General features: G+C 31.6%; 31 protein-coding genes, 1 tRNA gene and 1 rRNA gene. 31 read left to right on the top strand and 2 right to left on the bottom strand.

The window, feature by feature from the left end; genetic code table 11:
* The first annotated feature begins 4 nt into the window (after nt 1-4).
* From rplD to rplQ, 26 genes are all read left to right on the top strand, one after another.
* Complete coding sequence (gene rplD, locus BUSG_RS02650; protein ID WP_011054013.1) at nt 5-610, top strand: 50S ribosomal protein L4; 606 nt, start codon at nt 5-7, stop codon at nt 608-610.
* Nucleotides 607-909 carry a 50S ribosomal protein L23 gene (gene rplW / locus BUSG_RS02645; protein ID WP_011054012.1) on the top strand — a complete coding sequence of 101 codons (303 nt, stop codon included), beginning with the start codon at nt 607-609 and terminating at the stop codon, nt 907-909. The genes rplD and rplW overlap by 4 nt, the downstream gene beginning before the upstream one ends.
* A gap of 15 nt (nt 910-924) precedes the next feature.
* Complete coding sequence (gene rplB / locus BUSG_RS02640) at nt 925-1,746, top strand: 50S ribosomal protein L2 (protein WP_011054011.1); 822 nt, start codon at nt 925-927, stop codon at nt 1,744-1,746.
* 16 nt (nt 1,747-1,762) lie between these two features.
* Nucleotides 1,763-2,041 (top strand): 30S ribosomal protein S19, encoded by a 279-nt coding sequence (rpsS, locus tag BUSG_RS02635; protein ID WP_011054010.1) that lies wholly within the window; start codon nt 1,763-1,765, stop codon nt 2,039-2,041.
* A gap of 18 nt (nt 2,042-2,059) precedes the next feature.
* Nucleotides 2,060-2,392, top strand: a complete 333-nt coding sequence (gene rplV, locus BUSG_RS02630; RefSeq protein ID WP_011054009.1) for a 50S ribosomal protein L22 — start codon at nt 2,060-2,062, stop codon at nt 2,390-2,392.
* Nucleotides 2,393-2,411: 19 nt separating this feature from the next.
* Nucleotides 2,412-3,113 carry a 30S ribosomal protein S3 gene (gene rpsC / locus BUSG_RS02625; protein ID WP_011054008.1) on the top strand — a complete coding sequence of 234 codons (702 nt, stop codon included), beginning with the start codon at nt 2,412-2,414 and terminating at the stop codon, nt 3,111-3,113.
* 12 nt (nt 3,114-3,125) lie between these two features.
* A complete protein-coding gene (rplP, locus tag BUSG_RS02620) occupies nt 3,126-3,536 on the top strand; it encodes a 50S ribosomal protein L16 (protein ID WP_011054007.1) in 411 nt (136 codons plus the stop codon).
* The gene (gene rpmC, locus BUSG_RS02615) at nt 3,536-3,733 is read left to right on the top strand and encodes a 50S ribosomal protein L29 (RefSeq protein ID WP_011054006.1); all 198 of its coding nucleotides are present in this window, start codon (nt 3,536-3,538) and stop codon (nt 3,731-3,733) included. Before rplP ends, rpmC begins: the two co-directional genes overlap by 1 nt.
* Nucleotides 3,730-3,984: a 30S ribosomal protein S17 gene (gene rpsQ / locus BUSG_RS02610; protein WP_011054005.1), complete on the top strand. Its 255-nt coding sequence runs from the start codon at nt 3,730-3,732 to the stop codon at nt 3,982-3,984. The genes rpmC and rpsQ overlap by 4 nt, the downstream gene beginning before the upstream one ends.
* A 131-nt stretch (nt 3,985-4,115) precedes the next feature.
* Nucleotides 4,116-4,484, top strand: coding sequence for a 50S ribosomal protein L14 (rplN, locus tag BUSG_RS02605; RefSeq protein WP_011054004.1), 369 nt, complete (start codon nt 4,116-4,118; stop codon nt 4,482-4,484).
* A 23-nt stretch (nt 4,485-4,507) separates the two neighbouring features.
* Nucleotides 4,508-4,822: a 50S ribosomal protein L24 gene (gene rplX, locus BUSG_RS02600; RefSeq protein WP_011054003.1), complete on the top strand. Its 315-nt coding sequence runs from the start codon at nt 4,508-4,510 to the stop codon at nt 4,820-4,822.
* A gap of 15 nt (nt 4,823-4,837) precedes the next feature.
* Nucleotides 4,838-5,377, top strand: a complete 540-nt coding sequence (rplE, locus tag BUSG_RS02595) for a 50S ribosomal protein L5 (protein WP_011054002.1) — start codon at nt 4,838-4,840, stop codon at nt 5,375-5,377.
* A 17-nt stretch (nt 5,378-5,394) separates the two neighbouring features.
* Complete coding sequence (gene rpsN / locus BUSG_RS02590) at nt 5,395-5,700, top strand: 30S ribosomal protein S14 (RefSeq protein ID WP_011054001.1); 306 nt, start codon at nt 5,395-5,397, stop codon at nt 5,698-5,700.
* A 30-nt stretch (nt 5,701-5,730) separates the two neighbouring features.
* Nucleotides 5,731-6,123, top strand: coding sequence for a 30S ribosomal protein S8 (gene rpsH / locus BUSG_RS02585; protein ID WP_011054000.1), 393 nt, complete (start codon nt 5,731-5,733; stop codon nt 6,121-6,123).
* A 10-nt stretch (nt 6,124-6,133) separates the two neighbouring features.
* The gene (gene rplF, locus BUSG_RS02580) at nt 6,134-6,670 is read left to right on the top strand and encodes a 50S ribosomal protein L6 (protein WP_011053999.1); all 537 of its coding nucleotides are present in this window, start codon (nt 6,134-6,136) and stop codon (nt 6,668-6,670) included.
* A 1-nt stretch (nt 6,671) separates the two neighbouring features.
* Entirely contained in the window at nt 6,672-7,037 is a 366-nt protein-coding gene (gene rplR / locus BUSG_RS02575; protein ID WP_011053998.1) for a 50S ribosomal protein L18, read from the top strand.
* A 15-nt stretch (nt 7,038-7,052) separates the two neighbouring features.
* Nucleotides 7,053-7,556 carry a 30S ribosomal protein S5 gene (gene rpsE, locus BUSG_RS02570; protein ID WP_011053997.1) on the top strand — a complete coding sequence of 168 codons (504 nt, stop codon included), beginning with the start codon at nt 7,053-7,055 and terminating at the stop codon, nt 7,554-7,556.
* Between the two features lie 8 nt (nt 7,557-7,564).
* Complete coding sequence (gene rpmD, locus BUSG_RS02565) at nt 7,565-7,744, top strand: 50S ribosomal protein L30 (RefSeq protein WP_011053996.1); 180 nt, start codon at nt 7,565-7,567, stop codon at nt 7,742-7,744.
* A gap of 4 nt (nt 7,745-7,748) precedes the next feature.
* Nucleotides 7,749-8,183, top strand: a complete 435-nt coding sequence (gene rplO / locus BUSG_RS02560) for a 50S ribosomal protein L15 (protein ID WP_011053995.1) — start codon at nt 7,749-7,751, stop codon at nt 8,181-8,183.
* A gap of 10 nt (nt 8,184-8,193) precedes the next feature.
* Nucleotides 8,194-9,513 (top strand): preprotein translocase subunit SecY, encoded by a 1,320-nt coding sequence (secY, locus tag BUSG_RS02555; protein WP_011053994.1) that lies wholly within the window; start codon nt 8,194-8,196, stop codon nt 9,511-9,513.
* A gap of 33 nt (nt 9,514-9,546) precedes the next feature.
* On the top strand, nt 9,547-9,663 hold the full coding sequence (gene rpmJ, locus BUSG_RS02550) for a 50S ribosomal protein L36 (RefSeq protein WP_011053993.1): 117 nt from the start codon (nt 9,547-9,549) through the stop codon (nt 9,661-9,663).
* Nucleotides 9,664-9,775: 112 nt separating this feature from the next.
* Nucleotides 9,776-10,132 carry a 30S ribosomal protein S13 gene (rpsM, locus tag BUSG_RS02545; RefSeq protein WP_011053992.1) on the top strand — a complete coding sequence of 119 codons (357 nt, stop codon included), beginning with the start codon at nt 9,776-9,778 and terminating at the stop codon, nt 10,130-10,132.
* A 17-nt stretch (nt 10,133-10,149) separates the two neighbouring features.
* Complete coding sequence (gene rpsK / locus BUSG_RS02540) at nt 10,150-10,542, top strand: 30S ribosomal protein S11 (RefSeq protein ID WP_011053991.1); 393 nt, start codon at nt 10,150-10,152, stop codon at nt 10,540-10,542.
* A 25-nt stretch (nt 10,543-10,567) separates the two neighbouring features.
* Complete coding sequence (rpsD, locus tag BUSG_RS02535; RefSeq protein WP_011053990.1) at nt 10,568-11,188, top strand: 30S ribosomal protein S4; 621 nt, start codon at nt 10,568-10,570, stop codon at nt 11,186-11,188.
* A 28-nt stretch (nt 11,189-11,216) separates the two neighbouring features.
* Nucleotides 11,217-12,206 (top strand): DNA-directed RNA polymerase subunit alpha, encoded by a 990-nt coding sequence (gene rpoA, locus BUSG_RS02530; RefSeq protein WP_011053989.1) that lies wholly within the window; start codon nt 11,217-11,219, stop codon nt 12,204-12,206.
* A 54-nt stretch (nt 12,207-12,260) separates the two neighbouring features.
* Complete coding sequence (rplQ, locus tag BUSG_RS02525) at nt 12,261-12,677, top strand: 50S ribosomal protein L17 (protein WP_011053988.1); 417 nt, start codon at nt 12,261-12,263, stop codon at nt 12,675-12,677.
* 122 nt (nt 12,678-12,799) lie between these two features.
* Here rplQ and fmt read toward each other — a convergent pair whose 3' ends face one another.
* Nucleotides 12,800-13,744, bottom strand: a complete 945-nt coding sequence (gene fmt / locus BUSG_RS02520; RefSeq protein WP_011053987.1) for a methionyl-tRNA formyltransferase — start codon at nt 13,742-13,744, stop codon at nt 12,800-12,802.
* 35 nt (nt 13,745-13,779) lie between these two features.
* A complete protein-coding gene (gene def / locus BUSG_RS02515; RefSeq protein WP_011053986.1) occupies nt 13,780-14,283 on the bottom strand; it encodes a peptide deformylase in 504 nt (167 codons plus the stop codon).
* 237 nt (nt 14,284-14,520) lie between these two features.
* On the opposite strand from def, the gene BUSG_RS02510 reads away from it, so the two are divergent.
* The 5 genes from BUSG_RS02510 to BUSG_RS02490 all read left to right on the top strand — a co-directional run bounded on the left by BUSG_RS02510 (nt 14,521) and on the right by BUSG_RS02490 (nt 19,720).
* Entirely contained in the window at nt 14,521-14,994 is a 474-nt protein-coding gene (locus tag BUSG_RS02510) for a DUF494 family protein (RefSeq protein ID WP_011053985.1), read from the top strand.
* Nucleotides 14,995-15,018: 24 nt separating this feature from the next.
* On the top strand, nt 15,019-15,591 hold the full coding sequence (locus BUSG_RS02505; RefSeq protein WP_011053984.1) for an L-threonylcarbamoyladenylate synthase type 1 TsaC: 573 nt from the start codon (nt 15,019-15,021) through the stop codon (nt 15,589-15,591).
* A complete protein-coding gene (gene aroE, locus BUSG_RS02500; protein ID WP_011053983.1) occupies nt 15,584-16,405 on the top strand; it encodes a shikimate dehydrogenase in 822 nt (273 codons plus the stop codon). The genes BUSG_RS02505 and aroE overlap by 8 nt, the downstream gene beginning before the upstream one ends.
* Before the next feature lie 145 nt (nt 16,406-16,550).
* A tRNA-Glu gene (locus tag BUSG_RS02495) sits at nt 16,551-16,622 on the top strand.
* A gap of 177 nt (nt 16,623-16,799) precedes the next feature.
* Nucleotides 16,800-19,720 (top strand): 23S ribosomal RNA (locus BUSG_RS02490).
* Nucleotides 19,721-19,746: the final 26 nt, after the last annotated feature.

Here is a 19,746-nt window from a genome sequence, read left to right as displayed (position 1 = left end):
AAGCATGGAATTAGTGATTAAAGACGTGCCAAGCCTTCTTAGTGTTTCTGAAATCATTTTTGGTAGAGATTTTAATGAAGCTCTAATTCATCAAGTAGTTGTTGCTTATTCAGCTTCTACTCGTCAAGGTACACGAGCACAAAAAAGTCGTGCTGATGTTTCCGGATCAGGTAGAAAACCATGGCGCCAAAAAGGTACCGGTCGTGCACGTGCAGGTTCTTTTAGAAGTCCTATATGGCGCTCAGGAGGAGTAACATTTGCTTCAAAACCACAATCACATTCTCAAAAAATTAATAAAAAAATGTATCGTGGTGCATTAAAAAGTATTTTTTCTGAATTAATACGTCAAAAAAGACTAATTATATTTGAAAAATTTTCATTAGATTTACCTAAAACCAATCTTTTAGTTAAAAAATTGAAAGAAATCAAATTAAACAATGTGCTTATTTTAACTAAAGAAATAGAAAATAATTTATTTCTTGCGTCTAGAAACTTATATTCTGTTGATGTCAAAGACGTATGTTCTATGGATCCAGTGAGTCTAATTGCTTTCGAGCATATTATAATTACTGTTGCAGCGTTAAAGAAGGTAGAGGAAATGCTTTCATGATTTCTCAAGAACGTTTTCTTAAAGTATTACTTTCTCCACATATATCTGAAAAATCATCTATATCTATGGAAAAATTTAATACTGTAGTTTTAAAGGTTTCTAGAAATACCACTAAAAATGAAATTAAATTTGCAGTGCAAAATTTATTTAATATTCAAGTCGAAAGTGTAAAAACAGTATATGTTAAAGGTAAAAAAAAGCGTCAATCTAATCGCATTATTTATCGAAGTGATTGGAAGAAAGCGTATATTAAAGTTAAAAAAGGTCAAAACTTAGATTTTATGAGTAATATAGAGTAGTCGGAGGAGAAAACAATGGCAATTGTTAAATGCAAACCGACATCTCCGGGTCGTCGCCACGTTATTAAAGTTGTAAATAAAGAATTGTATAAAGGAAAGCCGTATTCTTTACTTTTATCAAAAAAAAGTAAAACTGGAGGGCGCAATAATAACGGTAGAATTACAACTCGTCATATTGGCGGAGGACATAAAAGGATATATCGAATAATAGATTTTAAAAGAAATAAAGATAACATAACAGCTTCTATAGAACGATTTGAATATGATCCTAATCGTTCATCTAATATTGCATTAATATTATATAAAGATGGAAAAAGAAATTACATTTTAGCGCCTAAAAATTTAAAAGTAGGCGATACAGTTATATCTGGTGAAAATGTTCCTATTAAAATAGGAAATTCTTTACCTATTAAAAATATTCCAGTTGGTTCGTTTATTCACAACGTAGAAATGAGACCAGGAAAAGGAGGACAAATAGCTCGTTCTGCTGGCAGTTATGTACAATTAGTTGCATGTGATAAAGAATATGCTACCTTAAGATTAAGATCTGGTGAAATGAGAAAAACAGAATCTAATTGTAGAGCTACAATTGGTGAAGTCGGAAATTCTGAACATATGTTAAAAGTTTTAGGAAAAGCAGGTGCTTCACGTTGGATAGGTATTCGACCGACGGTTCGTGGTACAGCTATGAATCCGGTTGATCATCCTCATGGAGGCGGTGAAGGAAGAAATTTTGGAAAGCATCCAGTAACACCATGGGGACTTCAAACTAAAGGTAAGAAAACTCGAAAAAATAAGCGCACTGAAAAGTTTATTTTGCGTCATCGTCATAAATAACTTTAGAGGATCATTTATGCCACGTTCTCTTAAAAAAGGTCCTTTCATTGATGTTAGTTTATTAAAAAAAGTAGAAAAAGCAGTAAAGATAAATGATAAGAAACCTTTAAAAACTTGGTCTAGACGTTCAACAGTTTTTCCAAATATGGTAGGTCTAACAATATCTGTTCACAATGGACGTCATCATATTCCAATTTTTATTACTGAAGAAATGGTTGGTCACAAATTGGGTGAATTTTCCTTAACCCGTACTTATAGAGGACATACTGCAGATAAAAAAGTAAAAAAACGTTAGATAAAAAAAGAGGGATAAATGGAAACTTTAGCTCAACATCGTCAAGCTCGTTGTTCTGCTCAAAAAATTCGTTTAATAGCAGATTTAATTCGTGGGAAAAAAGTTCCAAAGGCTTTAAACATTTTGAATTTTAATAATAAAAAAGCTGCTATTTTAGTAAAAAAAGTTTTGGAATCAGCTCTAGCAAACGCTGAACATAATGATGGTTTAGATGTCGATCAATTAAGAATAAAAAACATATTTGTTGACGAAGGTTCAACGATGAAAAGAATGATGCCACGTGCTAAAGGACGTGCAGATCGTATTTTAAAACGCACTAGTCATATTACTGTAATTGTGTCTGATCGTTAACATTTTGGAGAAGAGTTAAATGGGTCAAAAAGTACATCCTAATGGTATGCGACTGGGTATAATAAAAAAATGGAATTCTGTATGGTTTGCCAATACAAAAGACTTTGCTGACCATCTAGATAGTGATTATAAAGTTCGTCAATTTTTGATGAAAAAATTAGTAAAAGCATCAGTTTCTCGCATTATTATTGAAAGGCCAGCTAAAAGTATTCGTGTTACTATTTATACTGCTAGACCAGGTATCGTGATAGGAAAAAAAGGAGAAGATGTAGAAAAACTTAGGATTAATATTGCAAAAATCACTGGCGTTCCAGCTCAAATCAATATTTCTGAAGTACGTAAACCAGAGTTAGATGCTAAACTTGTTTCAGAAAGTATTACTTCTCAGTTAGAAAGACGAGTTATGTTTCGACGCGCCATGAAAAGATCTGTTCAAAATGCCATGAGACAAGGTGCAAAAGGTATTAAAGTAGAAGTTAGTGGCCGATTAGGAGGTGCTGAAATTGCTCGTAGAGAATGGTATCGAGAAGGAAGAGTACCATTGCATACTCTTCGTGCAAATATTGATTATAGTATTTCAGAAGCACATACAACATACGGTGTAATAGGTGTAAAAGTATGGATTTTTAAAGGAGAAATACTGGGTGGAATGTCAACTATTGAAAAATTAGAAAAATCTTCCATTCAAATAAAAAAGCAACATCGCAAAAATCGTAAGTAGGAGAACATATTAATGTTGCAACCAAAACGTACTAAATTTCGTAAAATGCATAAAGGGCGCAATCGTGGACTTGCTTTTGGTGCTAATGTTAGTTTTGGTCTCTTTGGATTAAAAGCAATTGATCGAGGACGTTTGACAGCTCGACAAATTGAATCTGCACGTAGAGCTATAACTCGTTATATTAAAAGGCAAGGTAAAATTTGGATACGTGTTTTTCCTGATAAACCCATCACTCAAAAACCATTAGAGGTAAGAATGGGTAAAGGAAAAGGTAATGTTGAATACTGGGTTGCTTTAATTCAGCCAGGTAAAATTCTCTATGAAATGGATGGAGTTTCTGAAGAAGAATCACGTGAAGCATTTAAATTAGCTGCAGCAAAGTTACCTATTAAAACCACCTTTGTAACTAAAATGGTGATGTAATGAAGGAAATAATAAAATTTCGTAAAAAAAATCGCCAAGATCTTAACATAGAACTTTTACAATTACTAAGAGAACAATTTAATCTTCGTATGCAATCTGCATCTGGAAAATTAAAGCAACCACATTTATTGCGTAAAGTTAGAAAAAACATTGCACAAGTAAAGATGCTGTTAAAAGAAAAGGAATGTGTAAAATGAAGGAAAAAATTCGTACTTTACAAGGTCGTGTTACAAGTAACAAGATGAATAAATCTGCTGTTGTTGCAATTGAACGTTTTGTAAAACATCCAATTTACGGAAAATTTGTTAAAAAAACAACAAAATTACATATTCACGATGAAAAAAATGAATGTTCTATTGGTGATTTAATAGAAATTCGCGAGTCTAGACCAATTTCTAAAACCAAATCTTGGATATTAGTTAAAATTCTTGAAAAGAATATTTTTTGAAAATTATTTTTTTTAAAAACATGAACAAACTTAGGTCTGCTCATGTTTTATATCTATTTGAGATCACTAATATTATAATGTTTTAAAGTTTTTTTAGTTAAATAACTATAATTAATTGGAATTTTATAAATATGATTCAAGAACAAACTATTTTGAATGTAGCTGATAATTCTGGTGCTCGTTCAGCTATGTGTATTAAAGTGCTCGGTGGTTCCCGTCGCCGATACGCACGTATTGGTGACATAATTAAAATTACAATCAAGGAAGCCATACCTCGTGGAAAAGTAAAAAAAGGAGAAGTATTAAAAGCTGTAGTTGTCAGAACAAAAAAAGGAGTAAGACGCTCTGATGGTTCTATAATTCGTTTTGATAATAATGCTTGTGTTGTGTTAAATAATAATGAACAACCTGTTGGTACTCGTATTTTTGGACCTGTTACGCGTGAATTGAGAATTGAAAAATTTATGAAAATTATTTCGTTAGCTCCGGAAGTTTTGTAATATATAATTTTGAGGAATAAAAAATGGCATTAAAATTACGTCGTAATGATGAAATCATTATTTTAACAGGAAAAGACAAAGGGAAAAAAGGTATTATTAAAAATATTTTATCTTCAAATAAAGCTATTGTTAATGGTTTAAATTTAGTTAAAAAACATCAAAAACCACTTCCTTCTCAAAATAAAAATGGTGGTATTCTTGAAAAAGAAGCCCCGATTCAAATATCAAATATTGCTATTTTCAATCCAGAATTGAAAAAAGCTGATCGAATTGGTTTTAGATTTGAAGAAGGGAAAAAAGTTCGTTTTTTTAAATCTAATAAAAAAACGATTAAATAGTTTTGGAGTAATTTAATGACTACATTTTATGATTATTATAAATCAAAAATAGTTAAAAAACTTATGATGGAATTAAATTATAGTTCTATTATGCAAGTTCCTAAAATTGATAAAATTACCTTAAATATGGGAGTAGGTGCTGCTTCGTCTGATAAAAAAGTACTAGATAATGCTGTATTAGATTTAACTGCAATTTCTGGACAGAAACCGCTTATTACTAAAGCGCGAAAATCTGTAGCTGGTTTTAAAATTCGTCAGGGTTACCCTATTGGTTGTAAAGTAACTTTACGTGGAAAAAGAAAATGGGATTTTTTTGAACGTTTAATTGTTATTGCTATTCCACGTATTCGAGACTTTAGAGGCTTGTCAACGAATTCTTTTGATGGCAAAGGAAATTATAGCTTAGGAATACGAGAACAAATTATTTTTCCTGAAATTGATTATGATAAAATTGATCGTGTTCGTGGTTTAGACATCACTATTACTACTACTGCAAATTCTGATCATGAAGCTCGTTTGTTGTTATCTTCTTTTAACTTTCCTTTTCGTAAGTGAACTAGTAGGATTATTCAATGGCTAAACAATCAATGAAAGCACGTGAAGTTAAGCGTGTCAAATTAGCTAATAAATTTTATGCTCAACGTATTGCATTAAAAAATACTATTACTAATCTTAAATTGTCAGAAGAAGAACGATGGGATGCAGTTCTTAAATTACAGATTTTTCCACGAGATTCAAGTCCATCTCGTCAGAGAAATAGATGTCGTCAAACTGGTCGTCCTCACGCTTTTTTAAGAAAATTTGGACTGAGTCGTATTAAAGTTAGAGAAGCAGCTATGAAGGGTGAAATTCCTGGTTTGAAAAAAGCTAGCTGGTAATTTTTTATAAATTATGGAGTAGTTAAAAAAATGAGTATGCAAGATCCAGTCGCAGATATGCTCACTCGAATTCGAAATGGTCAATCAGCGAACAAATATTCTGTTAAAATGCCTTGTTCTAAACTAAAATATTCTATTATTGAGCTCCTAAAAAAAGAAGGTTACATTAAAAATTTTAACATCCAAGGTAATAATAAACTCAAGATAGAAGTTATTTTAAAATATTTTAAAGGAAAATCTGTAATAGAGACAATTCAACGTGTAAGTAGACCAAGTTTAAGAATATATAAAAAAAAGAATAACTTGCCTACAGTAATGGCAGGTTTAGGAATAGCAATAATTTCTACTTCTCAAGGAATCATGACAGATCGTAAAGCACGTCGACTTGGTCTGGGTGGCGAAGTTATATGTTATGTGGCTTAATGGAGGAAAAATGTCTCGTGTTGCGAAACGTCCAATTTTAATTCCTGAAGGTATAAAGATTGAATTAAATTTGCAATCAATATCTATTAAAGGAAAATATGGTTATCTTTCACGTATTATTCATGATGCAGTTAAGGTGGAATGTCTAAATAATAAAATAACTTTTTCAATACGTTCAGGTTTTTCTGATGCCTGGGCTCAAGCAGGAACTTCGAGAGCTCTTGTAAATTCAATGATTATAGGAGTTTCAAAAAAATTTAGTAAAAAGTTACAATTTTCTGGAGTAGGATATCGTGTTTCCCTAACAAAAGGGAATATTGTTAACATGTCATTAGGTTATTCTCATCCTATTGTATATTCTTTACCTCCTTATATTGAAGCAGAAAACCCTTCTCCAACAGAGATTGTTATTAAAGGGGTAGATAAGCAATTAGTAGGTCAAATAGCTGCTAATTTAAGATCGTATCGTAGACCTGAACCTTATAAAGGAAAAGGAATTAGATATTCAAACGAAGTTGTACATATGAAAGAGGCTAAGAAAAAGTAAAATGATGTTTTATAGAAATAAAAAAATAATTTCTCGTACACGTCGATTGCTTAAAGCACGTTGTAAAATTAAATCATTGGGTGCAATACGTTTAGTTGTACACCGAACTTCTCGTCATATGTATGCTCAAATAATTTCTTCTGAATCAAAAGTTTTAGCTTTTGCTTCAACTTTAGAAAGTAAGATTAAATCAGATTTGAAATATACTGGAAACAAAGAAGCTGCAGAAATTGTTGGTAAAATTATTGCTAAAAGAGCTTTATTAAAAGGAATATCTAATGTTTCTTTTGACCGATCTGGTTTTAAATATCACGGACGCATAAAAAAACTAGCAGATTCTGCACGAAATTTTGGATTAAAGTTTTAAGGTGAAAAATATAGAATGGCTAATATCGAAAAAAAAAATAATAGTGAATTACAAGAAAAGCTAATTACTGTAAATCGCGTTTCAAAAACAGTTAAAGGCGGTCGTATATTTTCATTTACTGCTTTAACAGTAGTAGGAAATGGAGAAGGACGCGTTGGTTTTGGTTATGGAAAAGCTCGTGAGGTACCAGCTGCAATTCAGAAAGCTATGGAAAAAGCTAGACGTAATATGGTAACTATACCATTAGTAAATAAAACTTTACAGCATTCGTTAAAGGGTTCACATACTGGATCAAATATTTTTATGAAACCAGCTTCAGATGGAACAGGAATAATTGCGGGTGGAGCTATGCGCGCAGTATTAGAAGTAGCAGGTATACATAATGTATTGGCTAAAACTTATGGTTCAACTAATCCTATTAATGTAGTTCGCGCCACTATGAATGGATTAACTAATATGAAATCTCCAGAAATGATAGCAGCTAAAAGAAATAAATTAATTGAAGACATATTAGGATAAAATTTTTAATGAAAACGATTAAAATAACTCAAATTAAAAGTTCAATAGGACGAATACCTGATCATAAGAAAACCCTGTTAGGATTGGGTTTACGTCATATTGGACATAGTGTAATACGTCAAGATACTCCGTCTATTAGAGGTATGATAAAAAAAATATCTTATATTTTAAAAATACAAGAGGAATGATAAGATGCGTTTGAATACTTTATCTCCATCTTTAGGATCTCGCAAAAATCATAAAAGATTAGGTCGTGGCATTGGTTCTGGTTTTGGAAAAACTGCAGGTCGAGGTCATAAAGGTCAAAAATCTAGATCTGGAGGTCATGTTAATCGTGGTTTTGAAGGAGGTCAAATGCCTATTTATAGAAGGATTCCTAAATTTGGATTCAATTCTCGTAAAAAAAATATAACAGCAGAAGTCCGCTTATCGGATATATCAAAATTATCTACTGATATTATTGATTTAAAAGTTTTAAAAAAAGAAAATATTATTAATAAAAATATTAAATATGTAAAAATTATTCTTTCAGGGAAATTAGAAGTGGCTTTGACATTACATGGGTTACGTGTAACTCGAGGTGCTCGTCTCGCAATTGAAAATTATGGCGGTAAAATTGAAGGATAAGCGGTAAATAATGATCAAAAAATTAGGATTAAATTTCAAAAATACTAAGAAAGTCACAAATGAACTTAAGCAAAGAATTGCTTCTGTAGTTATTGCATTAATCATTTTTCGAATTGGTTCTTTTATTCCTATTCCTGGAATTGATACTACGATTTTATCTAGAATATTAAATGATCAGAAAGGCACTATTATTGAAATGTTCAATATGTTTTCTGGTGGTGCTTTAAGTCGTGCTTCTATCTTTGCATTAGGAATTATGCCTTATATATCATCTTCTATTATTATTCAATTATTAACACTAGTAATTCCTTCTTTGTCTGAAATAAAAAAAGAAGGTGAAGTTGGACGCACTAAAATCAATCAATACACAAGGTATACTACCTTAGTATTAGCATTATTTCAATCAATTGGTATTGTTACGAGTCTACCTAAAATATCTGGTATGAATCAAATTATAATTCATCCTGATTTTTATTTTTATTTTACTGCTATTATTATTTTAGTTACTGGTACAATGTTTTTGATGTGGTTAGGAGAATTAATTACAGAATGCGGTATTGGCAATGGAATTTCTATTATAATTTTTATAGGTATAATAGCCGGTTTACCATCAGCTATTGTTCATACAATTGAACAAACTAGACAAGGTGATTTACATATATTATTATTTCTTTGTGTTTTAATATTAATTTTTTCCGTTGTTTTTTTAGTCGTATTTATTGAGCGTAGTCAAAGAAAAATTATTATTCATTATGCTCAACGTCAAAAAGGTCGTCGTATTTATTCTACTCAAAGCACTCATTTACCTTTAAAAATAAATATGGCCGGTGTGATACCAGCTATTTTTGCTTCCAGTGTTGTTTTATTTCCTGTAACAATTATATCTTGGTTTGGAATAGATCGAAAGTGCTATCTATTAAAAACTATTTTTTTTTATTTTCAACCTAATCAACCTTTATATTTAATATTATATGTTTTTTCTATAATATTTTTTTGTTTTTTTTATACTGGATTAGTTTTTAATCCTCGTGAAACTGCAGATAATTTAAAGAAATCAGGTGGTTTTATTTCAGGAATTAGACCAGGTGAACAAACAGCTAAATATATCAATAAGATTATGATTCGATTAACACTTTTTGGTTCTTTATATATTGCGTTTATTTGTTTGATACCTGAATTTATGAGAAGTGCTATGAATGTTCCTTTTTATTTTGGTGGAACATCATTATTGATTGTTGTTGTTGTAATTATGGATTTTATAGCCCAAATTCAAACTTTAATTATGTCTAGTCAGTATGAATCTGTATTAAAAAAAGCTAATTTAAATTAAATTATTTCTTAATACGAATACAAGGAAAATAGAGTGAAAGTGAAAGCTTCTGTAAAAGTTCTTTGTCGAAACTGTAAAATAGTTCGAAGAAAGAATGTTGTTCGAGTGATTTGTACTAATGATCCTAAACATAAGCAGCGTCAAGGTTAAATTTATATTTGTAAAACAATGTTTTAACAATATTTTTTATCGAAAGTTTATTAATATATTTTAAGAAATTTATTAGATTAATAATTTTCATCAATTTAAAAGGTTTTATAAAATGGCTCGTATTGCAGGTATTAATATTCCTGAACATAAGCATGCTTTAATTGCATTAACATCAATATATGGGATTGGAAAAAAAAGATCTAAAATAATTTGTTTTAATGCAAATATTGCTGAAAATTCTAAAATTTCGGATTTAAAAGAAGAAGAAATTGAATTATTAAGAGAAAACGTTGCTAAATATGTTACTGAAGGCGATTTAAGAAGAGAAAAAACTTTAAACATTAAACGTTTGATTGATTTAAATTGTTATCGTGGTTTACGTCATCGAAGAAGCTTGCCAGTTCGTGGACAAAGAACAAAAACTAATGCTCGAACTTGTAAAGGTCCTCGAAAAGCAATAAAAAAATAATTTAGGTAATTTTAATTATGGTAAAAAATTCATCTGTTCGCACACGTAAACGTGTAAAAAAACAAATTACAGACGGTATAGCTCATATTCATGCTTCATTTAACAATACTATTGTTACTATTACTGACAGACAAGGAAATGCTTTAGGTTGGGCAACTTCTGGAGGATCAGGTTTTAGAGGTTCTCGGAAATCGACTCCCTTTGCCGCACAGATTGCTGCTGAACGATGTGCTGAAATAGTTAAAGATTATGGTATAAAAAATTTAGAAGTTATGGTTAAGGGACCTGGACCTGGTAGAGAATCTACTATTCGAGCTTTGAATGCTGCTGGCTTTCGTATTACAAATATTACTGATGTAACACCTATTCCTCATAATGGTTGCCGTCCTCCTAAAAAACGTCGTGTTTAAATTTTAGGAAATATTGGAGAATAAAATGGCAAGATATTTAGGTCCTAAATTAAAGTTAAGTCGACGTGAAGGTACTGATTTATTTTTAAAATCAGGATTTCGTTCAATAGATTCTAAATGTAAGTTAGAACACCCACCTGGACAACACGGAGTTCGAAAACCAAGATTGTCAGATTATGCTATTCAATTACGTGAAAAGCAAAAAGTTCGTCGTCTTTATGGTGTTTTAGAACGTCAATTTAGAATATATTATAAAAAAGCATCTCGTTCAAAAGGTAATACTGGAGAAAATTTATTACAATTATTAGAAAGAAGACTTGATAATGTAGTATATAGAATGGGATTTGGCTGTACTCGTTCTGAATCTAGACAATTAATAAGTCACAAATCAATTAAAGTTAACAATAATATTGTTAATATTGCTTCGTATCAAATTTCTCCTAATGATCGTATTTCTGTAAGAGATAAATCCAAAAATCAATCAAGAATCAAAGCTGCTTTGGAACTTACTGAACAGAGAGAAAAATTAATGTGGATTGAAGTTAATGTTACTAAAATGGAAGGGATTTTCAAAAGATTTCCTGAACGTTCTGATTTGTCTGCAGAAATTAATGAGCATTTAATTGTTGAACTTTATTCTAAATAAAAAGTTCACTCTTAATAGAGAGGATATTATGCAGAATTCTATTATTGGTTTTTTAAAACCACGTTTAGTTGAAATTGAACAAATTACTGCAACTCATACTAAAGTCACTTTAGAACCATTAGAAAGAGGTTTTGGTCATACATTAGGTAATGCCCTTCGTAGAATTCTTCTTTCTTCTATGCCAGGATATGCTGTAACTGAAGTTGAAATTGATGGAGTGTTACACGAATATAGCACTAAAGAAGGTGTACAAGAAGATATTTTAGAAATTTTATTAAATTTAAAAGAATTAGCAGTAAAAGTACATGGAAAAGATGAAGTTTTTATGTCATTAAATAAATCAGGGATTGGTTCTGTCACTGCGTCTGATATAATTCACGATGGTGATGTAGAAATTATTAAACCAGATCATTTAATTTGCCATTTGACTGATGAAAATGCCTCTATTCAAATGAGAATTAAAGTACAACGTGGAAGAGGCTATATCCCCGCTTCTTCTAGAATCCATATGGAAGATGACTTGAGACCAATAGGTTGTTTGTTAGTAGATGCATGCTATAGTCCAATCAATCGTATTTCTTATAATGTAGAAGCTGCACGTGTAGAACAAAGAACAGATTTAGATAAATTAATTATCGAAATGAAAACAAATGGAACAATAGACCCAGAAGAAGCTATTCGACGTGCTGCTACTATCTTATCTGAACAATTAGAAGCATTTGTTGATTTAAGAGATGTGAAAGAACCTGAAATAAAAGAAGAAAAACCTGAATTTGAGCCTATTTTATTACGTCCTGTAGATGATTTAGAATTAACTGTTCGTTCTGCAAATTGTCTTAAAGCTGAATCAATACATTATATTGGTGATTTAGTTCAAAGAACAGAAGTTGAACTTTTAAAAACTCCTAATTTAGGTAAAAAATCTTTAACTGAAATTAAGGATATATTAGCAGCTCGAAATTTATCTCTTGGAATGAAATTAGAAAAATGGCCTCCATCGAGTATTTTAGAAGAATAATGTTAAATATTAACTTGATATTATTAATATTCTTATCTTTAAAAGGATAAATTTATGCGACATCGAAAAATTGGTCGTAAATTAAACTGCAAAAGTGATCATCGTAATGCCATATTTAAAAATATGGCCTGTTCTTTAATTCTTAATGAGATTATTAAAACTACATTAGCAAAAGCAAAAGAATTACGACGAATTGTTGAACCTATGATTACCTTATCTAAAATAGATACTGTAGCACATAGGAGATTATTATTTTCTCGTATTCGTAATAATGAAGTAATTGCAAAATTATTTAAAAAAATAGGTCCTATTTTTTATAATAGATCAGGTGGTTATACTCGTATTTTAAAATGTGGCTTCCGATTTGGAGATAAAGCACCCATGGCTTATATTGAATTAGTTGATCGTGTTAGAAAAAGCAAAGAAAAAAAGAAATTGTCAAGCAATAATAACCTTATAAAAAATAAATAAAGTATTTTTCAAAAAAATATATTAATAGTTATTTATAATATAAAGCAAACGGAAGGTCGCCGTTTGCTCATTTTTTAATGTTTTAAAAAATTAAAGTAAATAATAAATATTATATATTTAATTTAGATAATTTTTCCTATATGAAACCAATGTTTCTTAGAAGAAATTATTTTTTCTACATTTATAATTTTTTTCCCAGGAAATTGTATTTTTTGAAGATTTAATATTTGATGAGCTGTATTTATTTGAATACCATTTTTATTAAAAGCGACAATTTCTCCTACACAAGCACTTTTCATAACAGTTGGTATAATTTTTGCTTGCCATACTCTTATTGCTATTTGGTTAACAATAAAGTAACAGACAGGCCAAGGATTAAAAGCACGTATTAATCTTTCTAAAAGATATGCTTCAGTATTCCAATTGAGTAAAGCATCTTTTTTAGATATTTTTTTTGAAAAAGTTGCATGTTTTTCATTTTGTTCTTTTTCAACAACAATATTTTTATTTATATAATATAAAGTTTTTAATAATACTTGAATTCCGATTTCAATTAATTTAAATGTTAATGTTTCAGTTGTATCGTTAGGTAAGATATTGCATTTAACTGAATTAATTATAGTTCCAGCATCCATTTTTTCATTCATTTTTATGATGCTTATACCTGTTTCTTTATCTCCAAATAAAATTGCAGATTGAATAGGAGTAGCACCTCTCCATCTAGGTAATAACGAAGTATGAACGTTAATACAACCTTTTGGAAACATAGTTAGTATTTCTTTTGGTATGAGTTTTCCATAAGAAACTACTATCATCATATCTGCATTAAGATTGAATATTTCACGTTGTATTTTTTCATTTTTTAATTCTGATGGTTGAAAAATAGGAATATTTCTTTTTATAGATAATATTTTTACAGGAGAAAAAATTATTTTTTGACCTCTTCCAGAAGGACGATCAGGTTGAGTAATTACAGCTATTACTTTGTGTTCAGATTTTGTCAATGCATCTAAATATCTCATAGAGAAGTATGCTGTTCCAGCAAAAATAATTGTTAATTTTTTCAAATTTACTTTCTCTTTTCTACTTGTTTAAAAAATTTTTATTTTATTCTTTTTTTTAATTTTATTAATTTTTTTAAAATTCTTTCTCTCTTTAGTTCAGAAAGATAATCTATAAATAGTTTTCCATTTAGATGATCTATTTCATGTTGTATACAAATTGAAAGAATTGAATCTGCTTCTATTTCTACAGTATTTCCATTTAAATTTATAGCTTGAATTTTAATATAATTAAAACGTGGAACAAAAGCACGATATTCTGGAATTGATAAACATCCTTCTTCAATACTAATACTGCCTTTTTTTTCAATAATTTTTGGATTAATAAGAATCAAATTTTTTTCTATTGCGTGTATTTTATGAATCACAATTATTTGCAGTTGAATGTTTACTTGTGTTGCTGCTAAACCAATTCCTTCTTCTTGATACATAGTATCTATCATATTATTTGTAATTTTGTATATTTCTTTAGTGATTTTTTCAACTGGTTTGGCAATTAGTCTTAATCTTTGATCAGGATAATGTAGTATTTTTAAAACAGACATATTTTTAGATGTAAATTAATTTAATTTATATCTTAGTATAAACTTTTTTATTATAATTAAAAGTTAACTTTTAGTTCTTTTTAAAATTTTAAAAAAAAAGATAATTTTTTTTATAAAAGTGTCATATGTTTATTAAACATTACATGTTATCTTTGTAATAATTTTGATGAAGAAATTGTATAATATACGCAATATTCTACAAAAATTTAAATTTTTTAATATGTAATTGAGGATGTAATGTTTGAAGTATTAATATATTTATTCGAAACTTATGTTCATAGTGGATCAGAAATTTCTATTGATTATAAAAATTTAACTAGTGATTTATCGGATATAGGTTTCCGATCGAAAGATATTTATAAAGCGTTACATTGGTTGAAAAATTTATCTTGTTGTAAAAAAAATATTTTTTCATCAATTAACTTATCTTTAAATCATACTACAAATCGAATTTATACAAAAAAAGAAGAATTTAAATTAAATTCTGATTGTCGTGGTTTTATACTTTTCTTAGAAGAGTTAGAAATATTAACATTGAATACACGTGAAATAATTATTGAAAGAATTATGGCTTTAGATATTAGTCACGTAAATATTGAGGATTTAAAATGGATTGTTTTAATTATATTATTCAATATTCCCGGATGTGAGGTTGTTTATAGAAAACTAGAAAATTTATTATTTAATTTTAAAAAAGAAATTGTTCATTAAATTTTTATTATGAGAAGTTTTTTAATGAGTAAAGATTATTTTTTAAGTTCATTAATTAAATGTATACGTAAGCTATACGATAAAAAAATCATTGCATATCCTACTGAAGCAATGTTTGGATTAGGATGTGATCCTACAAGCGAAAAAGCTGTTAAAAGATTATTAGATTTAAAGAAGAGAAGTATAAAAAAAGGATTAATACTAGTTGCTTCAAATTATAATCAGATCAAAATGTACATTAATGAAAGTAAATTATCTGCACAGCAAAAAAAAACGATGTTTTTTCATTGGCCTGGACCTTATACATTTTTAGTTCCTGCGAATTCTTTAGTTCCTTGTTGGTTGACTGGCCAGTTTGATACGATAGCGGTTCGTATAAGTGCTCATTTTAGTATAATTAAGTTATGTAATGTTTTTGGAAAAGCACTGGTATCTACAAGTGCTAATATTTCAAATATGTCTCCGTGTCTTACTCGAGAAGATGTTTTAAAGGACTTTGGAAAAGATTTTCCAGTATTGTATGGTCATATAGGAAATGAAAGTCATCCCTCTAAAATAATTAATATTGTTAATGGAAAATTAATTCGTTATGTGTAAACTTGAAAAGTTTAATTACGCTTTGTTTGGAAATCCTATTGATCACAGTCAATCTCCTAAAATTCATAATTTTTTTGCTACACAAACAGGTATTTTGCATATTTATAAAGCTATTAACATTCCATTAGATCAATTTTCTTCAGTAGTTTCAGATTTTTTTAAAAAAAATATTAAAGGTGCTAATGTAACAGCACCTTTTAAAAAAGAAGCGTATTTTTTTTCTGATAAGTTAACTGAAAGAGCGAAGATTGCACAATCTGTAAATACTTTAAAGAAAATAAGCGATAAATGTATTTTAGGAGATAATACTGACGGTATAGGATTATTATCTGATTTAGTTAGATTAAATTTTATAAAAAAAAATTTTTCTATATTAATACTTGGTGCAGGAGGTGCTGTGAAAGGTGTTCTTTTGCCACTTTTATCTTTGGGATGTTCAGTTTACATTTTAAATCGAACTATTTTAAATGCTAAAATTTTAGTTAAACAATTTAATAAATATGGAAAAATTTTTGTTTTTGATAGACAAAATTTTAAACAACAAAATTTTGATTTAGTTATCAATGCTATGTCAAGAAATACTGAGAAAAAAAATTTTTTACCCTTATCTTTAATTACTTCTAAAACTTTTTTTTACGATATGAATTATAGTACACGCAATACACCCTTTATTAATTGGTGTTCTAAAGCAGGAGGAAGCTTTATTTCTAATGGAATAGGGATGCTGGTTTTTCAAGCAGCTTATTCTTTTTTAGAATGGCACAATGTACTTCCAGAAATAAATTATATTATTAATATTTTAAATATAAAATAATTTTTTTAAAAAATGTTTAATATTTATTTTTTTTATATATTCTCTTCTTAATTTTAAAGAAAATACTTGACTCTTTTTTTTCGATCTGTATTATTTAATGTAATACTTTTTAAAAAAATAAATCAAAAATCTTTTTCATAAAAAAGTCCCCTTCGTCTAGAGGTTAGGACATCGCCCTTTCACGGCGGCAACAGGGGTTCAAATCCCCTAGGGGACGATAAATAAAAAATTTTTTTAAAAAATATTGTATACTATTTTAAATTCTTGTGTTATGATTGAAAAAATATTCAATAAACATTAAAAAATATTTTAACTTTTTTACAAAGCTCTTTAAAAATTCGGAAAACAAGTATACAAATTATTTTTTATTGTAGAAAACACCTGTGGGTTGTAAGGTTAAGCAAATAAGCGTACATGGTGAATGCCTTGGCAGTCAGAGGCGAAGAAGGACGTGCTAATCTGCGAAAAGCGACGGCAAGCTGATATGAAGCGCTATAACCGTCGATTTCCGAATGGGGAAACCCGATACATTTCATGTATCATTATTAGCTGAATTAAATAAGCTAATAAAGCAAACCAAGGGAACTGAAACATCTAAGTACCTTGAGGAAAAGAAATCAACCGAGATTCCCTTAGTAGTGGCGAGCGAAAAGGGAAAAGCCCAGAACTATCATCAATTCTATATTATAGCAGAATGATTTGGAAAATTCAGCGATACAAGGTGATAGCCCTGTATGCGAAATAATTTTTATTGTGAGTTCGAAAAGTAGAGCGGGACACGAGAAATCCTGTTTGAATATGGGGGGACCATCCTCTAAGGCTAAATACTCCTGACTGACCGATAGTGAACTAGTACCGTAAGGGAAAGGCGAAAAGAACCCCGGCGAGGGGAGTGAAATAGAACCTGAAACCGTGTACGTACAAGCAGTGGAAGCATGAAGAATTTTAAAAATGTGACTGCGTACCTTTTGTATAATGGGTCAGCGACTTGTACTCTGTAGCAAGGTTAACCAAATAGGGGAGCCGAAGGGAAACCGAGTCCTAAATAGGCGTTAAGTTTCAGGGTACAGACCCGAAACCCGGTGATCTAGCCATGAGCAGGTTGAAGGTTGGGTAAAACCAACTGGAGGACCGAACCGACTGATGTTGAAAAATCAGCGGATGACTTGTGGCTAGGGGTGAAAGGCCAATCAAACCGGGAGATAGCTGGTTCTCCCCGAAAGCTATTTAGGTAGCGCCTCGTGAATTCATCTACGGGGGTAGAGCACTGTTTCGGTTAGGGGGCCATCCCGGCTTACCAATCCGATGCAAACTCCGAATACCGTAGAATGTTATCACGGGAGACACACAGCGGGTGCTAACGTTCGTTGTGGAAAGGGAAACAACCCAGACCGCCAGCTAAGGTCCCAAAGTCATAGTTAAGTGGGAAACGATGTGGGAAGGCATAAACAGCCAGGATGTTGGCTTAGAAGCAGCCATCATTTAAAGAAAGCGTAATAGCTCACTGGTCAAGTCGGCCTGCGCGGAAGATGTAACGGGGCTCAAATTATGCACCGAAGCTGCGGCAGTAAAAATTTATTTTTTACTGGGTAGGGGAGCGTTCTGTAAGCCAATGAAGATGTATTGTAAAATATGTTGGAGGTATCAGAAGTGCGAATGCTGACATGAGTAACGATAAAGCAGGTGAAAAACCTGCTCGCCGAAAAACTAAGGTTTCCTGTCCAACGTTAATCGGGGCAGGGTGAGCCGACCCCTAAGGCGAGGCTGTAAAGCGTAGTCGATGGAAAACAGGTTAATATTCCTGTGCTTAATTTTACTGCGAAGGGGGGACGAAGAAGGTTAGGTTATCCAGGTGACGGTAATCCTGGTTTAAATGTGTAGGTATGGATAATTAGGCAAATCCGATTATCTTTTTTAATCTGAGGCATGATGACGAATTACTAAGGTAATGAAGTAACTAATACCACGCTTCCAAGAAAATCCTCTAAGCATCAGGTAAGATTAAATCGTACCTTAAACCGACACAGGTAGTTAGGTAGAGAATACTAAGGCGCTTGAGAGAACCCAGGTGAAGGAACTAGGCAAAATAGTGCCGTAACTTCGGGAGAAGGCACGCTAGTTTTAGGTGAAAGGATTTGACTCCTAGAGCTGAAACTAGTCGAAGATACCAGCTGGCTGCAACTGTTTATTAAAAACACAGCACTGTGCAAACACGAAAGTGGAAGTATACGGTGTGACGCCTGCCCGGTGCCGGAAGGTTAATCGAAGGAGTTAAAGGAAACTTGAAGCTCCAGACTGAAGCCCCGGTAAACGGCGGCCGTAACTATAACGGTCCTAAGGTAGCGAAATTCCTTGTCGGGTAAGTTCCGACCTGCACGAATGGCGTAATGATGGCCAGGCTGTCTCCACCTGGGACTCAGTGAAATTGAAATTGCTGTGAAGATGCAGTATATCCGCGGCAAGACGGAAAGACCCCGTGAACCTTTACTATAGCTTGACACTGAATTCTGAATTTTAACGTGTAGGATAGGTGGGAGGCTATGAAGTTAAAACGCTAGTTTTAATGGAGCCAAACTTGAAATACCACCCTTTACAATTCGGTGTTCTAACCTAGTGCCGTAATCCGGTGCAGAGACAGTGTCTGGTGGGTAGTTTGACTGGGGCGGTCTCCTCCCAAAGAGTAACGGAGGAGTACGAAGATTGGCTAATCACGGTCGGACATCGTGAGGTTAGTGCAAAGGCATAAGCCAGTTTGACTGTGAGCGTGATGACGCGAGCAGGTGCGAAAGCAGGTCTTAGTGATCCGGTGGTTCTGTATGGAAGGGCCATCGCTCAACGGATAAAAGGTACTCCGGGGATAACAGGCTGATACCGCCCAAGAGTTCATATCGACGGCGGTGTTTGGCACCTCGATGTCGGCTCATCACATCCTGGGGCTGAAGCAGGTCCCAAGGGTATGGCTGTTCGCCATTTAAAGTGGTACGCGAGCTGGGTTTAGAACGTCGTGAGACAGTTCGGTCCCTATCTGCCGTGGACGTTGGAAGATTGAGGGGGGCTGCTTCTAGTACGAGAGGACCGAAGTGGACGCATCACTGGTGTTCGGGTTGTCATGCCAATGGCATTGCCCGGTAGCTATATACGGAAAAGATAAGTGCTGAACGCATATAAGCACGAAACTTGCCCCAAGATTAATCTTCCCTGAAACAGAAATGTTTACTGAAGGGACGTTGAAGACTACAACGTTAATAGGCTAGATGTGTAAGCATAGCAATATGTTGAGCTAACTAGTACTAATGACCCGAGAGGCTTAACCTTACAACACCAGAGGTGTTTTTTATAAA

This window comes from Buchnera aphidicola str. Sg (Schizaphis graminum) (assembly GCF_000007365.1).
Lineage (GTDB): Bacteria > Pseudomonadota > Gammaproteobacteria > Enterobacterales > Enterobacteriaceae > Buchnera > Buchnera aphidicola.
Note: the sequence above shows the minus strand (reverse complement) of the source record. Positions and strands in the feature narration are given on the sequence as shown.